Origin of the sequence: Qipengyuania aestuarii (assembly GCF_019711535.1) — a bacterium.
Classification (GTDB): Bacteria; Pseudomonadota; Alphaproteobacteria; order Sphingomonadales; family Sphingomonadaceae; genus Qipengyuania; species Qipengyuania aestuarii.
The window spans coordinates 39,425-55,241 of record NZ_JAIGNP010000002.1 but is presented as its reverse complement, the minus strand read 5'-3'; the positions used below and the strand labels follow the sequence as shown (position 1 = coordinate 55,241).

Annotated in this window: 9 protein-coding genes and 1 tRNA gene; 7 read left to right on the top strand and 3 right to left on the bottom strand. The window is 60.7% G+C overall.

The annotated features are described in order from the left end of the window. Positions 1–2: 2 nt before the first annotated feature. Genes K3175_RS05575 through K3175_RS05565 form a run of 3 tightly spaced genes read left to right on the top strand, consistent with a single transcriptional unit; the run spans position 3 to position 3,068 of the window. Positions 3–605: an ATP-dependent zinc protease family protein gene (locus K3175_RS05575; RefSeq protein WP_221542414.1), complete on the top strand. Its 603-nt coding sequence runs from the start codon at positions 3–5 to the stop codon at positions 603–605. Between the two features lie 31 nt (positions 606–636). Continuing rightward, on the top strand, positions 637–2,169 hold the full coding sequence (locus tag K3175_RS05570; RefSeq protein ID WP_221542413.1) for a UUP1 family membrane protein: 1,533 nt from the start codon (positions 637–639) through the stop codon (positions 2,167–2,169). Then, complete coding sequence (locus K3175_RS05565) at positions 2,166–3,068, top strand: alpha-L-glutamate ligase-like protein (RefSeq protein WP_221542412.1); 903 nt, start codon at positions 2,166–2,168, stop codon at positions 3,066–3,068. Before K3175_RS05570 ends, K3175_RS05565 begins: the two co-directional genes overlap by 4 nt. A 163-nt stretch (positions 3,069–3,231) precedes the next feature. Here the strand turns inward: K3175_RS05565 and K3175_RS05560 are convergent, their stop codons facing one another. Together K3175_RS05560 and K3175_RS05555 are read right to left on the bottom strand one after the other, a co-directional pair. Next, on the bottom strand, positions 3,232–4,683 hold the full coding sequence (locus tag K3175_RS05560) for a sulfotransferase family protein (RefSeq protein WP_221542411.1): 1,452 nt from the start codon (positions 4,681–4,683) through the stop codon (positions 3,232–3,234). 58 nt (positions 4,684–4,741) lie between these two features. Continuing rightward, the gene (locus K3175_RS05555; RefSeq protein ID WP_221542410.1) at positions 4,742–7,969 is read right to left on the bottom strand and encodes a TonB-dependent receptor; all 3,228 of its coding nucleotides are present in this window, start codon (positions 7,967–7,969) and stop codon (positions 4,742–4,744) included. A gap of 576 nt (positions 7,970–8,545) precedes the next feature. Between K3175_RS05555 and K3175_RS05550 the strand changes: the two genes are divergently transcribed. From K3175_RS05550 to K3175_RS05535, 4 genes are all read left to right on the top strand, one after another. Next, positions 8,546–9,145, top strand: a complete 600-nt coding sequence (locus K3175_RS05550) for a TetR/AcrR family transcriptional regulator (protein WP_221542409.1) — start codon at positions 8,546–8,548, stop codon at positions 9,143–9,145. Between the two features lie 225 nt (positions 9,146–9,370). Continuing rightward, positions 9,371–10,702: an efflux RND transporter periplasmic adaptor subunit gene (locus tag K3175_RS05545; RefSeq protein WP_221542408.1), complete on the top strand. Its 1,332-nt coding sequence runs from the start codon at positions 9,371–9,373 to the stop codon at positions 10,700–10,702. Positions 10,703–10,772: 70 nt separating this feature from the next. Continuing rightward, positions 10,773–13,961, top strand: coding sequence for an efflux RND transporter permease subunit (locus K3175_RS05540; RefSeq protein WP_221542407.1), 3,189 nt, complete (start codon positions 10,773–10,775; stop codon positions 13,959–13,961). 11 nt (positions 13,962–13,972) lie between these two features. Continuing rightward, positions 13,973–15,409, top strand: coding sequence for an efflux transporter outer membrane subunit (locus K3175_RS05535; protein ID WP_221542406.1), 1,437 nt, complete (start codon positions 13,973–13,975; stop codon positions 15,407–15,409). 258 nt (positions 15,410–15,667) lie between these two features. Here K3175_RS05535 and K3175_RS05530 read toward each other — a convergent pair. After that, positions 15,668–15,741, bottom strand: a tRNA-Gly gene (locus K3175_RS05530). Positions 15,742–15,817: the final 76 nt, after the last annotated feature.

The window sequence follows — 15,817 nt, the reverse complement described above, 5'->3', positions numbered from 1 at the left end:
CTATGAGCATGTCTCAATTGCAATTTTCGCTTCTGATGCTTCCTTTGCTGGCGGCCGGTCTCGTAGCATGTGGCGACGGATCGCAGATCGGACACGAGACCGAGGGCGAGGCCGAGGAAAGCGGCGAGCCCCTGGATATCGATGGCGACGGGGCCATCGTGAAGCCATCGAGCTATTTGACTGTGGTCGGACGGGTCGAGAACGTCCGCCTTGGCCCGAACGGCCCGCAGCTGAAGGCGAAGATCGACACCGGCGCCCTGAGTTCCTCGATCGACGCGCAGAATATCGAACGCTTCGAACGCGACGGCGACGAATGGGTGCGCTTCGACACGAAATCTAACGGCGGCGAAGCCCTCAGCTTCGAGCGGCCGGTGGTCGACACGGTCCGGATCAAGAGCGCGAGCAGTGAGGGGCAGGAACGGCCCGTCGTCGAGATGCCGCTGTGCATTGCGGGAATCGTGCAGACGGTACGCGTGACCCTCGCCGACCGCACGGGGCTAAACTATCGCTTTTTGGTCGGTCGGCAGGCGCTCGAGAAAGGTAACTTGCTGATCAACGTGAAGCAGGCCTTTTCGGCAGAGCCGCGGTGCGACCGCGAGGCGTGATCGATAACGCAGGAAGCCGGGGGGGCTCATCATGCATTTTCGTGTGATCGTGATCGCCCTGCTCGCCATGGGAATCGGGCTGTTCCTGTTCCGCTGGCTGGGCCTCGACTATCCTCTGCTGCCGGACGAGGAAACGTCCCTGTGGCGCCTCGAAGTACAGCTGGAAATGCAGAACGGGGACGAAATTGGACGCCTGGCAATGTTCGCCCCGACCACCGACGAACGCTATGGGCTGGTCTCCGAAGAACTGGTTTCCAATGGCGTCCCCGTCCTCTTCCAGCAGCGGCTGAACGGCAACCGGCAGGCGATCTGGACGCTCAGCGAACCGGGCCAACGCGCGACGGTGATCTACCGTGGCCTGTACGAGCGTCGCCCGCGCCTGCCCGACGCCCCGGCGAGTGCCGCCCCGCCATCGCAGGAAGGGTTGTCCACACCCTTGCCAGGCCTGAGGGAAATGGCAGCCGAGGGGCTGGCCCGCGAGATGCGCAGTGGTGACGGCCCGCAGGAGGACCGCGTGCTCGCTCTGCTCTATCGCCTGCGCGAAGCGCCCGATGCGCAGGCTCGCGCACTAGTGGGCGAGGCTAACACGGTCGGCCGCCGGGTGCGCGCCGCCGCCCGTATCCTAAACCTCTCCGGTATTCCCGCGCGCACCGCCCATGGCCTGCTGCTGACCGAAACGCTGGAGCGCGCGGCACCCACCGCTTGGCTGGAGGTATGGGACGGAGATCGCTGGACTACCTACGACGCCGACCGGCTGAGCAGCGATATCGAACGGAACATGCTGGTCTGGTGGCGCGGTGACGATGCGCTTTACCAGGCGACCAACGCGCGTGACGCCGGCATCCGCATCGCGGTGGCCGAGCAGACCGTCGGCAGCGTGGACACCTTGCGCGATGCGCCGCGCGGATCGAGCTTCTTCTCGGCTTTTTCCTTCTTCAACATGACGATCAATTCCCAGCTCGTCTTCCAGCTGCTGGTGATGATTCCGGTCGGGGTGATCGTGCTGGTCGTCTGCCGCCAGATGATTGGCATCCCCACACTGGGCACGTTCATGCCGGTTCTGATCGCGCTCGTGTTCCTCATTTCGGGCCCGGTCTACGGCATGCTGTTTTTCGTAAGCCTGGTCGCGCTGGGCCTGCTAGCGCGGCTGTACCTGGCCCAGCTTGACCTCATGCTCGTCCCACGCCTCGCTGCGATGCTGGTGATCGTGATCGCGCTACTGGCAATCTTCTCGGTCGTCGCGGACCGCTGGTCGCTGGGCCTTGGCCTATCGATCTCGCTGTTCCCGGTGGTCATCATGACGATGACGATCGAACGCATGTCGGTCACGTGGGAGGAAAACGGACCGGCAGAGGCGTTGCAGGAGGGCGTCGGCAGCCTGTTCGTCGCGCTGCTCGCCTGGTTCGTGATGCAGATCGACGTGCTCAAGCACCTCTTCTTCGTCTTCCCCGAAACGATGCTCATCCTGCTGGCGATCCTGCTGATGCTGGGTCGCTATACCGGTTATCGCCTGACCGAATTCCATCGCTTCCGCGACTTCGGCACGGCGGAGAAACAGGCATGATCGGCCTCGATCGGTTGCGAAAGTTCAGCGCCGATGGGCTGGTCGGGATTAACGCGCGCAATTGCAACTATGTGTACCCGCTTAACGAACGGCGGCTGCTGCCGATCGTGGACTCGAAGATCCTGACCAAGACGGCGGCGGCCAGCGTAGACGTGCCTACTCCGGAAATGCTGGGGGTGATCGAGACCACCTCCGATGCGCGCAGAATCGAGGAGATTATCGGGGATCGGGAGGATTTCGTAGTGAAACCCGCGCGCGGTGCGCAGGGCAACGGCATCCTCGTCATCAACGGCCGAACACCCGAAGGCGGCTGGCGCAAGGCCAGCGGCAAGCCGATGAGCACGGCCAAGCTGCTCTACTTCATCCGCAATGTCGTCAGCGGCATGTACAGCAAGAACGCGATTGCCGACCGTGCCCTGATCGAGGAGCGCGTGATCTTCGCCGATGTGTTCGACCACGTATCGGCATCCGGCGTGCCGGACATCCGCATCATCGTCTACAAGGGCGTTCCGTTCATGGCGATGGTTCGGCTGCCGACCACGCAGAGCGACGGCAAGGCCAACCTGCACAAGGGCGGCGTGGGGATCGGTGTCGATATCGAGACCGGCGTGACGACGACCGCGGTGCACAAAAACCGCACGGTGACGCGCCATCCCGACACGTTTGAAGAGCTTGCCGGAATCCAGATCCCTGGTTGGGACGATATGCTCCAGATGGCGGCGCGATGCTACGATGCGGTACCGCTGGGCTATCTGGGCGTCGACATCGTCATCGATGCGCGCAAGGGCCCGCTGCTGCTGGAGCTCAACGCCCGCCCGGGGCTCAGCGTGCAAATGGCGAATCAGCAGGGGATTATCAACGCTTTGAACAAAATCGATCCAAGCCTGTTCGACGCGTAGATCCCAAATGGTCCCATCTAACGCCTCTCACCTTACTTCCGGTTGTAGCGGGAGGGGAAAGCTGAGCACACCTATCAATGTCTCGGCACACCAGCCCGTCAGGTGGGAAACGCCAGCTGACGGCAGTGCGACGCTCCTAAAGTCAAACCCGCCATAAATATTGTCACGTAAGATATTCTTTCGAGAAAATTTCCGAAAATGCTTTGTACGCCTGATCTTGGCCGAGCGAAGATGACTTAATAGGCTGGCGCACCTGGGCGACGCTGGCAGTCGTGACCGCTCTGCGAACGTTCTCAGGCCGTAACATCGCTTCTGAAAACTCAAGGCCAAGAAACGCACAAAGGTCGAGAAGCGCTTGCCGCGGCTCAGCAACGAGAGCCTCGTATGGCAAGGGGTGGATCCGCTGGGGAGCTTTCTCAATCCAGAAATCGAAGAGAGCATCTTCGATCTTGAAATGATGTGCAATATCAGTGGGAGAATGCGACCAATCGGCGCCTGTAACGATGTTGGTTCTGAAGTTGGACCAAGCGCAGCTTCGCGCGTTCCTGCGGATCCAGACAACTTTGGCTTCCGGAAGGGATGACAGGAGGATGCCCATGAAGCGAGAACTGTCGAGACTTTTGTCAATTATCTTCCGATCCGATTGAAGCCCGCGCTGCTCAACGAGATGCCGGTAAAGTGCAGCCAAGCTGCCTGCATCGCGATGTTCTGCGAATCTCGCGTAGGAAGCGGCATCTGACCCGCCGATGTCCTGCGCGAGCAATCTGAGCAGCGAAACCTCTCCTGCGCCGGATACAAGACGATTTGCGCACAGGATCTGTTCGACCAAAGTCGTGCCACTCCGTGGCAAGCCAGTGACAAATATCGTGCTTGCGCCCCCCGCCCTCTCCCCATTGAAAATTGGACGATCACTCCAACCATTCATTGATCGAGAAGCACTTTCCCGATCCACGACTTGGTCGTAGGGAGCGCTGCCTTGCGCTAATCGATTGGCCGCGCAGAACGCCTTATAGGCTTTCTCGAAGTTGCCTTCTTTGTGGAGGATGTTTCCGAGCGCGAAGAAATACGCGGATCGCTCGGAAGCTGGAGCATTCGCCATGGACGCTTCACGTGCTTTGATCGTTTGACCGATCCGGTCTTCAGGAAGAGAAGAAAGCGCCAGCATAGTCTGGCCAGACATTGGAGCAGCTTCAAGCACCGCCATGAAATGCTTATGCGCCTTGCCGAAATCACCGCTTGTCATGGCTAGCGTGCCGCGTAGATACTCGACCTCTGCTACACTTGGACAATCATCAGGAAGATCGTCAGCCATCCGAATTGCTTCGGCAACCCGGCCAAAATTTGCGGCGAGTGCTGCGTGATCGAACTTGGCGCGAAAGTCTCCACCCTGATTAATTCGCAAGCGCGATGCTGCATCCGCTAAGCTCCACTCGCCATTGCGCGAAAGCAATTTGATGACAGGGACCCACCGTTCACCCAATGGCGCTGCGTCCGCGACAAGCCGAGCGGTTGCGCTGTTGATAGCGGCACGGTCGCGTTGCTCGATGGCTTCACGCAGATCAGCCAATGTGTTCTTCGGATTACTCGCCACCGCGGAACCATAAAGTTTTTGCATAGAATAGAAAAGAAGGCCCGCGCGAGGGCGCGAGCCTTCTACTCAGTTACCCAGTGCCCTAAAAATCGACAGAGAATTGGAAGCGGACATATCGGGGCTGCTGATAGTTCAGCGGCGTGCCATAATCTCCGCGAGGACGACCACTTCCCTGCGTACCAAGTTCGCGAATGTCGGTAACAGCCTTCTGATTGAATACATTGAAGACATCTACACGCAACGATGATTCGAACGCATCCGTCGGAAGGCGGAATATTGCCGAGAGGTTGGTGAAGATATTCCAATCACTTTTCAGCTGGCTTCCTCGCGGGGTGATCGACAGAGAGGTGTCCGTGCCGTCGTTCACGAAATCTGAATAATTCGGATCCGTGATGACATTGCCCTGCTCGTCGACGTTGCAGTAGAAACCGGCTGCTCCGTAAGCGCCTGCAAAGGGGTCACGGTTAGCCGGAACGCGTCCGATACATCCGAATTTACGTGGGCTGATCGCCTGGAACTGAGCCCCCAGGGTCAGGAAATCGAAGGGCTGATATGATCCGAAGAATTTGAATTGGTGTTTGGCATGTCCTGGAAGGAAACCATACGTCCCATCGGTAAGTCCGGGCTGGTCGAAGGCGGTCGTCAAACCAGAATCCGTTTGCCCGTTATCGGAGCGGATACCCCCTTCGACGTTACCCTTCAGTTCAGAATAAGTGTAGGATGCGTTGGCGCTCCACAGACCGTCGAATTCTCGGTCGAAAGTCACCGTGCCGGCCCAGTAAGTGCGCCGAGCCTGCGGATAGCCTAGCTGAGCTGCAGTAAAGTCCACCGTGCGCAATTCGGTTTCGCCCGGCAAAGGATCCGACAAGGTGATTGTCTGGTCGGCGCCGGGATTGATCAAAACGTACTGATGGAATGAGGACCAGATATCGCTGCAACCTGAAATGCCCTCGTCTTCGCAATAGGCGATGACGGCCGCGTCGATCGCTGCGTCTTCAAGTGACTCGTTCAGACTGCGGTGAATACCGAAGATGCCGACCGTCATGCCGTTCCCGATGTTCCGCTCCAGGCCGAGAACATACTCGTCGACCGACTGCGGAGTCAGGTTTTGCGCTACCGTAGCAACTGTGGGGGTGGGAGTGCCATCGCTTCGGATGTTGCAATTGACCGTACCCGGCGAAATGGCGCTGGGATCGTTGGGACAGGCGACTCCATTCTGAACCGTTAGAACCGGTGCGCCCGGGATTGGCGTGCCGTCGGGATTGATACCATCGACTAGGAAATATTGATCGTAGTCGAATTCGGCGCCAGCCAGACGAATATTCGTATTGCTCGGTATCGGCAGATAGTAACGTCCAAACGAGCCATAAAATTTGGTCAATCCGTCGCCGAAAGGATCGGCAGTAAAGGCTATTCTGGGAGCAAACTGATCGCCGGAATCGAAGTAAGTCTCGCCAGCCACATTGTCGTTGGTGAATTTGTCCCAGCGAAGACCCAGGTTCAAGGTGACCCGATCTTCGAAGAGCGACCAGCTATCCTGGATATAGGCTGCTTCATTGACAGAATCGAAAGTACCGCCATTCCTGAAGGTGCGCGAAAAAAAGTAAAGCGTGTCGGGCGTCGGCACGTTCGTGTCGCCTGTACTGCCGGAGTTGACATAAGTGATGGCACGGTCACCGGTATAGGAGGTTAGCTGGTTTGAAGTCAGTTCCTCGCGATCATATCCGAATTTGAAGTGGTGGGAGCCGAGCAGATTAACGTAGATATCCGCGTCGGCACGATAGAACTTACGCGTGTCGTCGTTTTCTTCAATCAGGTTCGTCGGATTTCCCGTAATGCCGAGACCCGCGGTGTCTGAAATGAACGGGTAATCCGGATTGGAAGATGTCACCGTATCACGCCGCTCTGACCGGCCATAGGCCGCTGATAGCGTCAACCAGTCGGTGAACTGGCCGGTGTAACGCCCGATATAATTCTCACCGCCCGTCAAGGAGACCGTCGTTGCCGTTGCGCCACCCTGAAAAGGTCGATCATCAACGCGACTATCGTAGGCGCCACCATCGGCGTCCACTACAGCATAGGTCCGCTGATTGTTGGTCTGGCCGGAATCGAAATATGTGAATTCCAAACGATGGCCATCGAACGGGATGAAATCCAGTTTGCCGCCGAAATAAGGATCCCGCTCGGTCTGCTGGAGGAAACGAAAGCCCGTGCTGTACGGAGCCACGGTCGTCGCCGACGTAACGGGCTGTCCTGTCGTTGGATCGATGTCGGCTGGGCGCGTGTCGGTTGCCGGCAAGAGAACGGTGTTAGGCTGGACGGTCAGCTCCAAATCATCGAACCGATGGTAATTGTGCTGGTAAAACCCATAGAAGAAAAGTCTGTCCTTCCAGATTGGCCCGGAGAGATTTGCGACAACCTCAACTGTCTCGTCGAAATCTGAAGTGTTGTAGTCGATGAGCGTGTTGGGCCTTTTCTCGAATCCCCAACTCGGCTGATAGTTTACTAGGACGCCGCCATGAAAATCGTTCGAACCGGACTTTGAAATGGCGTTGACGAAGCCACCCGTGAAGCGACCGAACTCAGCCGGGACGCCGCCATTCTTAACCTCTACGGTGTCGTAGAATACGAAGGGTACTTCAACAGCGCCTAGGCCCTGCCGAAAATCCGTGACGTTCAAGCCGTTGAGAAAATAGGTATTTTCAGAAACAGAAGAACCAGAAAGGGCGGGCAGATTTCCAAACGCTGTATCGCCCTGTGTCGTGCCAGGCGCAAGCAGGATGACGGAGGTGAGGTCCCGGGCGATAGGAACGCGGCCGGCAACATCGGCGACATTCACCACGGCACCAACCGTTGCGCGATCGAAATCCGAGACGCGAACGCGCTGTCCGGTAACGACGATGGCATCACCCGCGCCGCTCGCCACCGCATCTTCTGCCACCAGTCGGAAGCTGTTACCCCCCGCTGATTGCCGAAGGGCGATGCCGTTTTCCGAATAGGTCGCGAATGCAGGCGCGGAAACCTCGAACGTGTATTCGCCTTGAGGCAGGTTTGGCACGCGATACGAACCGTCAGAGTCTGTCGTTGCCGTTCGGTTGAAACCCTGATCGTCAGAAGTAATGGAGACTGTAGCGCCAGACACCGGATTGCCCCCAGCATCGGTGACACGTCCGGTTGCTGTCACATTGGTAAAGTCCTGCGCACATACAGGTGCCGCCGTCACCCCAGCCACCGTAATTGCACCAACTACAGAAAAAGCTCTCAATGCGCTGCTCGCACTAAGAAGAGTCTTACGCAATTTCTTAGTCATGGTTATGTCCCCTAATCATATCTTTTTTCCGAGAAAACGAATAGTCGCCGCTTGGTCGACTTCCAAAATCCCAGACATGATCAGGGCTAACATTCTTTCAAGAGACCGCTAGCGTTGTTTACATTAATTAGACACTTATTGGAAAAATAAGAAATTATGTGACCTCAATACAACTTATCGAATTTTTTATTTCTCTCTATTATAATTATGTTGTTAACATTGAAAATATAGTGAGAGCGGAGATATTTTGCCTACCTCTGATATGTTAGAGTGTCTTTAGGGCAAAAAGGGTTGCTCGTCTCACTCATCCGAAACTTTGTTTGGCCAACCGCTGAAACCTTTTAGATACTATTAAAGTCATCCTTACCCATAAAATAGCGGGCGTTACCAAATCGAGGAAGCCTTGCTGAAGAAGTCATGGATTGACGAGCGTCAAGGAAGTGATGTGCTCACCAGACCACGAAATCGCGAAAAGCTTCGATAACGGCCGCCGTCAGCCTGCCCCCCCCCGGCACACATCCTCAGCAACCAACCGAAGCGTTGAATCTTTCTCGCCGAAGATCTATACCTTAAGGTATGGAAAAGGTTGCAACACGAGGTCGCCCGCGCGAATTTGATACTGACGAGGCGCTTGGCCAGGCGCTGCGTCTGTTCTGGCAGAAGGGCTACGAAGGCACATCGCTGAGCGATCTGACCGAAGCCATGGGGATTACCCGTCCGAGCCTCTATGCAGCGTTCGGTAACAAGGAAAACCTCTTCAGCCTGGCGCTCGATCTCTACGAGAAGGACAAGCTCGCCTATATCGGAGAAGCGGTCGAGGCGCCCACTGCGCGCGCCGTTGCCGAGACGCTGTTGCTCGGTTCCGTGGACGTGGCCACGGGCGACGAATGCCGCGGCTGCATGGGCGTTATTGCGTCCGTCGGTTGCCAGAGCATCGAGCCTTCCATCCGCGACGACGTCAATGCGCGCGCGGAATCGGCGAAACAGTTGATCGTCGACCGGATGCAGCGCGCCATCGATGCCGGCGAGTTCATCGTCCCCACCGATGCCACGGCAATTACGCGTTACCTACTGGCTCTAATGCAGGGCATGTCGGTTCAGGCCCAGTCGGGCGCCAGTCGCGCCGAACTTTTGCAAGTGACTGAATCAGCGCTTCTTTCCTGGCCCTCACGCTGAGACTTTCTCGATCTGAGAATAAAAATACCTAGCGGTACATAAATTTCGCTTGACCTGAACACCAGATTAAATACTTATCGGTACAGATAGTCGCACAGCGATGTTTCGCTGTGCGGCGGCTGGTTGCCGCAAGCCTCCGGTTAATCCGAATTCACAGCGTTTTGCTCCGAAAGCCCCTGCTTTTGGAGGCGATAGCGCTCGTCTCGATAAGGTCAGGTATACTCCATGTTCGACACACCGTTCGATCGCCGCGCAGATGAAGCCGCCGAAGAGCGCCGCGCTCAGCACATTTCTGAAATTCTAGACGAGCCTGAGCAGGACGATGAGGATCGATCAGACAGCCCGGTTGCGCGGCCACGGCCCAAGCGGCGCTGGCTCGCCTTCGCCCTCATCGTAGCCGGATTGGGCGGGGCGTGGTGGTTAACGGGAAATGAGCCCGTCGCCACTGCCGCGGCGGGTCCGCCAGCGGTGACAGCTGCGCATCCGCTGCAGAAGGAAATCACCGAGTGGGATGAATTCGTTGGCCGGTTCCAGGCCAGTCGCAGCGTCGAAGTTCGCCCCCAGGTTACCGGCGAGATTACGCGTATTCACTTTATCGACGGCCAGTTCGTTCAGCAGGGTGCGCCGCTCTTCACCATCGATTCTCGCGCTTACCGCGCTGCGCTCGCCGAAGCGAAAGCCGAAGTCGCGCGCGCCGACAGCGCGCTGGCCCTGTCGCGCGATAATCTGGCGCGCGCGCAGCGGCTGATTTCCGATGATGCGATTGCCGGGACCGAGATCGACCGCCTCCAGGCCCAGGTCAGAAACGATGCCGCAATCCTCGCCGCCGCCAAGGCAAGAGTATCCGCACGCGCTCTCGATGTTGGCTTCACCACGGTGCGGGCGCCGATTTCAGGGCGGATTTCCGACCGCCGTATCGATGCGGGCAATCTCGTATCCGGCGGGGGCGGAAGCGCGGCCACGCTCTTGACGACAATCAATGCGGTCGACCCGGTCTATTTCGAATTCACCGGCTCCGAGGCGCTGTTCCTCAAGGCGCGCCGCGAAGGGCTCGACAAGGGCACACCGGTCGAAATCCGTCTGCAGGACGAGACCGATTATCGCTGGCTCGGCACGCTCGATTTTACCGACAATGGCCTCGACAGCCAGTCGGGTACCATCCGTGCGCGAGCCGTGGTTCGCAACGGCGAGGGCTTTCTTGCGCCCGGACTATTCGGCCGCATGCGCCTCGCTGCCAGCGGCACGCACCAGGCGCTGCTAGTTCCCGACACGGCCATCGTGACGGACCAGACGCGCAAGCTGGTCCTGGTAGTGCAGAAGGACGGGACGGTGGCGAACCGCCCGGTTGAACTGGGCCCGCTGGTGGGCGGCCTCAGAGTGATCGAGAAAGGTCTCAAGCCAAACGACCGGGTGATCATCAAGGGTACGCAGATGGCGATGCCGGGACAGAAGGTCACTGCGCAGAATGGCCGTATCGTCGCCTCCGCCCCGGCGGGCGACAAGGCCAGGGAAGCGCCCATGGCGACCCCTGCCTCCTCGGCCAGCCTCGCCAGCTAGACCCCGCACGCGGCGCGTTCCGCGCCCCGCCCCATCTCCAACGCCCCCATTTCACGCCCGGAGTGCGTCCATGAACATTTCCCGCTTCTTCATCGATCGGCCGATCTTCGCCTGCGTTCTCGCCGTGCTGGTGACGCTGGTCGGTGCAATTTCCTACTTCTTCCTGCCGGTCAGCCAGTATCCCGACATCGTCCCGCCGACGGTAACCGTGAATGCGGTCTATCCAGGCGCCTCGGCCGAAACGGTGGCCGATACCGTCGCCAATCCGATCGAGCAGGAGATAAACGGCGTCGACGGGATGCTCTACCAGTCGAGCGAATCCACCGGCGACGGGCGGATGACGATCACCGTCACCTTCGCGCCCGGCACCGACCTCGACGAAGCGCAGGTGCTGGTCCAGAACCGCGTCGCGATTGCCGAGGCGCGGCTGCCCGAAGAGGTCCAGCGTCTCGGCATCGTCACCCGCAAAACCACGCCCGACTTCCTGATGGTGGTCAACCTGATCTCGCCCGACGGTTCGCTCGACCGGGAATATATCTCGAACTACGCGCAGACCCGGATCAAGGACCGGATCGCGCGGCTTGAGGGCGTCGGCGACGTCCAGATGTTCGGCCAGCGCGAGCTGGCGATGCGCGTGTGGATCGATCCGGGCCGCGCCGCCGCGCTAGGCCTGACGGGCAGCGATGTCGTGCGTGCGCTGAGGGCGCAGAACGTGCAGGTAGCCGCCGGTACGCTCGGCCAGCAGCCGAGCCCCGATTCCGCCTTCCAGCTCAATGTCGAGACGCAGGGGCGCTTCACCAGCCCGGACCAGTTCGGCGAGGTGGTGATCCGCACCGACGACCAGGGCCGCCAGATCCACGTCAGCGACGTGGCGCGGGTCGAGATCGGCGCGGCGGACTACGCGACCTCGGCCTACCTCAACGACACGGATTCGGTGATCCTGCCGGTTTTCCAGAAGCCCGGCTCCAACGCGCTCGCCGCGGCGGAAGGCGTCAAGGCGACGATGGACGAGCTGGCGGCCGATTTCCCGCAGGGCCTCGAATACCGGATCGTCTACAACCCGACCGAATTTATCGCCGAAAGCATCGACGCGGTGCTGCACACCCTGCTCGAAGCGGTGGTGCTGGTTGTGCTGGTGATCATCGTCTTCCTGCAGAAGGCGCGCGCCTCAATCATCCCCGTGCTCGCCATCCCGATCTCGCTGGTCGGCACCTTCGCGGTGCTGGCGATGCTGGGCTATTCGCTCAACAACCTCTCGCTGTTCGGGCTGGTCCTCGCGATCGGGATCGTGGTCGATGACGCGATCGTGGTGGTCGAAAATGTCGAGCGCAATCTGGAGGCAGGCTACAGCCCGCTGGAAGCCGCGCGGCGATCGATGGACGAGGTCGGCAGCGCGCTGATCGCGATCGTGCTGGTGCTGTGCGCGGTGTTCGTGCCGACGCTGTTCATGGGCGGCCTGTCGGGCGAGTTCTACAAGCAGTTCGCGGTCACGATTTCCGCCGCGACCATCATCTCGCTGTTCGTCTCGCTCACGCTTTCGCCCGCGCTGTCCGCGCTGCTTCTGCGGCCGCACGAGCACCTGCCCGAAGACGCGCCGCGTTGGCGCAAGGCGATCGAGCGGGCAGGCGACAAGTTTAACGCCGGGTTCGAGCGCTTCAGCGACAGCTATGCGCGGCTGACCGGGCGGCTGGTGGCGATGCCCCGGCGCATGGTGCTGGCCTACGGCGTGCTGATCGGCCTGACCGGGTTAGCATTGGTTATGACCCCCACCGGCTTCGTACCGCAGCAGGACCAGGGCTATTTCGTCTCGGTCATCCAGCTGCCCCCGGGGTCGTCGACGACGCGCACCGATGCGGTGATGAAGAAGGTCGCCGAACGCGTGCTGCCCATCGAAGGAATCACGGGCACGGTGATGCTGTCCGGTTTCGACGGTACGACGCAGACCCAGTCCGCCAGCTCCGCCGCCGCTTACTGGGTGCTCGACGATTTCCACCATCGTGAGGGCAACGGCCAGTCGATCGACGAGCTGATCGCCAAGGCGCAGGCCGCCACCGCCGATATCAACGAAGCGCGCCTGATGATCGTAAAGCCGCCCGTCATCCAGGGCATCGGCTCCGCCGGGGGCTTCCGCATGATGCTGAAGGATGATTCCGGGCAGGGCTACCGCCAGATGCAGGACGTGGCAAACGCGGTGATCGCGCAGGCCAACCAGCAGGAAGGGCTGGCCGGGGTCTATACCTTCTTCGACACCGGCACGCCGCGGGTGAAGACCGATATCGACCGCGAAAAGGCGCAGATGCTGGGCGTTTCGCCGAGCGACATCTTCGACACGCTGTCGGTTTATCTGGGCAGCGCCTTCATCAACGACTTTAACCTGCTGGGCCGGACCTATCGCGTCACCGCGCAGGCGGATGCGAGCTATCGCGACGATGTCAGCGATATCGGCAATCTGTATGCCCGGTCCGGCAACGGGGCGATGGTGCCGCTGGGATCGGTTGCGACCGTGACCGACACCACCGGCCCGTACCGCGTCAGCCGCTACAATCTCGCCCCCGCCGTCGCCATCGACGGCGACACCGCGCCGACAAGTTCGACGGGGCAGTCGCTGGTGACGATGGAGAAGGTCGCGGCGGAAACCGTGCCGCAGGGCTATTCGACCGAATGGACCGGCATCGCCTTCCAGCAGGCCAGCACCGGCAATACCGCGATCTACGTCTTCGGCCTCGCGGTGCTGCTCGTCTTCCTGGTTCTGGCGGCGCAGTACGAGAGCCTGATCATGCCGCTGGCGATCATCCTGATCGTGCCGATGTGCCTGCTTGCGGCGATGATCGGGGTGAACCTGATGGGGATGGACAACAACGTCCTCACCCAGATCGGCCTGGTCGTGCTGATCGCGCTGTCGGCCAAGAACGCGATCCTGATCGTGGAATTCGCCCGGCAGGGCGAGGCGCTGCACGGCCTGTCGCCCATCAATGCCGCGATCGAAGCGGCGCGGACCCGTCTGCGCCCGATCCTGATGACCAGCTTCGCCTTCATCCTCGGCTCGGTCCCGCTGGTGATCGCGACCGGCGCGGGCGCGGAACTGCGCCAGGCGCTGGGCACGGCGGTGTGCTTCGGCATGCTTGGCGTGACCGGCTTCGGCCTGATCTTCACCCCCACTTTCTATGTCGTTTGCCGCGCTCTGGGCGACCGGCTCGCATCGCTGCGCGGCCCCCGGGGCAGCTCAGATGTGCGCCCCGCCATGCAGCCCGCCGAATAGGAGCCTTGCTCATGAATCTTCGCACATTTCTCTTCCCCGCCGTTTCCGCGTTGGCCCTGGCGGGCTGCGCGGCGGGGCCGGACCACATCGCGTCCCTTCCCATCCACGATGTGGAAACCGGCCCCTTCCTCTCAGCCGAGTCAGATAGCGTATCCGCAGCGCCCCTCCCGCAGGATTGGTGGCGTCTGTATGACGACCCCGTTCTGGATGGATTGGTGGCCGATGCACTCGCCGCAAACACCGATATCCGGCAGGCCGTCGCCCGCATCGACCGTGCCCGTGCCGCGCTGCGGGGGGCGCGGGCGGACCGGCTGCCGCAAGTGGGGCTAGACGCATCGGCTGGCTATGGACGCGCGCCCGAAGCGCAGACTCTGCCGGGGCAGGACCGCGACGGTGGTCAGTTCTCGATCGGCGCCGATATCGCCTATGAAGTCGACCTGTTCGGCCGGGTGAGCAGCGGTATCGAGGCCGCGCGCGGCGATGTTACCGCCGCCAGCGCCGATGCCGAAGCGGTGAGGGTGATGGTGGTGGCGGATACCACGCGCGCCTATGCCGATGCCGCCAGCGCGGCAGCCCGGTTGCGCGTGGCGCGCTCGATAGTCGATCTGCTCGAAGACAGCCTCCGCCTGACCCGGTTGCGGCATGATGCAGGCTATACCGATGGCCTGGCAGTGGCGCGGATCGAAAGTCTGGTGGAACAGCGTATGGCCACCATTCCCGCGATCCAGGCAGAGCGCCGCGCTGCCCTGTTCGCATTGGCCACTCTGACCGGCCGGGCGCCTGCGGAGCTGCCGGCGGATATCGGCGCACGAACGGTTCCGCTCGAAATCGCCGCGCCGCTGCCGGTGGGGGACGGCACGCAGATGCTCGCGCGCCGCCCGGATGTTCGCGCAGCCGAACAGCGCGCGCTGGCCGACGGAGCGTGGATCGGGATTGCCCGCGCAGACCTTTATCCGCGCATCACGCTCGGGGGGTCTATCGGATCGGATGCGACCAGGCTGGGCGATCTGTTTGCCGGAGGGCCGCTGGGCTTCGTGCTCGGCCCGCTGATCGATTGGGCGTTTCCCAATCGCGAGCCGGTTTACGCCCGGATCGATGCAGCCGAGGCGAATGCCGCCGGATCGCTCGCTGCCTTCGACGGGACCGTGCTCGTGGCGCTCCAGGAGGCGGAGACAGCCTTGTCGAATTACGCCCGTGCGCTGGAACGGCGGCGTATTTTGGTGGCGGCCGTAGCATCCGCCGAACGCGCCGCGCGGATCGTTCGCGCGCAGAACCGCGAGGGGCTGGTCAATTCCCTCGACACGCTGGACGCGGAGCGCACGCTGGCTGAAGCGAGCGCCGAACTCGCCGAGCAGGACGCCGCCGTCTCCCGAGATCAGATCGCCGTGTTTCGCGCCTTGGGCGGCGGCTGGGAGCAAGGTACCGGAGGCGAAAATGGCGAAGAATAAGGATCCCTGGTGGCACCCCCACCGCGACGCTTTCGCCTCTGCAACCGTGGGGTTTTTGATCACCTCTGCGATCTTGCTATGGCCGATTCTTGCGCGAGCCGCCTAAGCATTGGGGAGCTAATACGGCGCTGTTACTGTGGCTGCACGGCTCGCAGTGCAACCGCTTGTTGAATGAATGTCTTCAGGCCGAACTACAGCATGCGCGCCTTCGTAAAGTGCGTGCGAAACGTCCGAAGGTGGAGGGCGAACCATAAAAGCTGGAGCGGGTGAAGGGAATCGAACCCTCGTCGTCAGCTTGGGAAGCTGCTGCTCTACCATTGAGCTACACCCGCGAAGCCCGGCTGCGGTTGGCATGGGATGGGCGAGTGGGTCAATACAATCCGGAGCGTTTGGCGGAAAACACTTTCC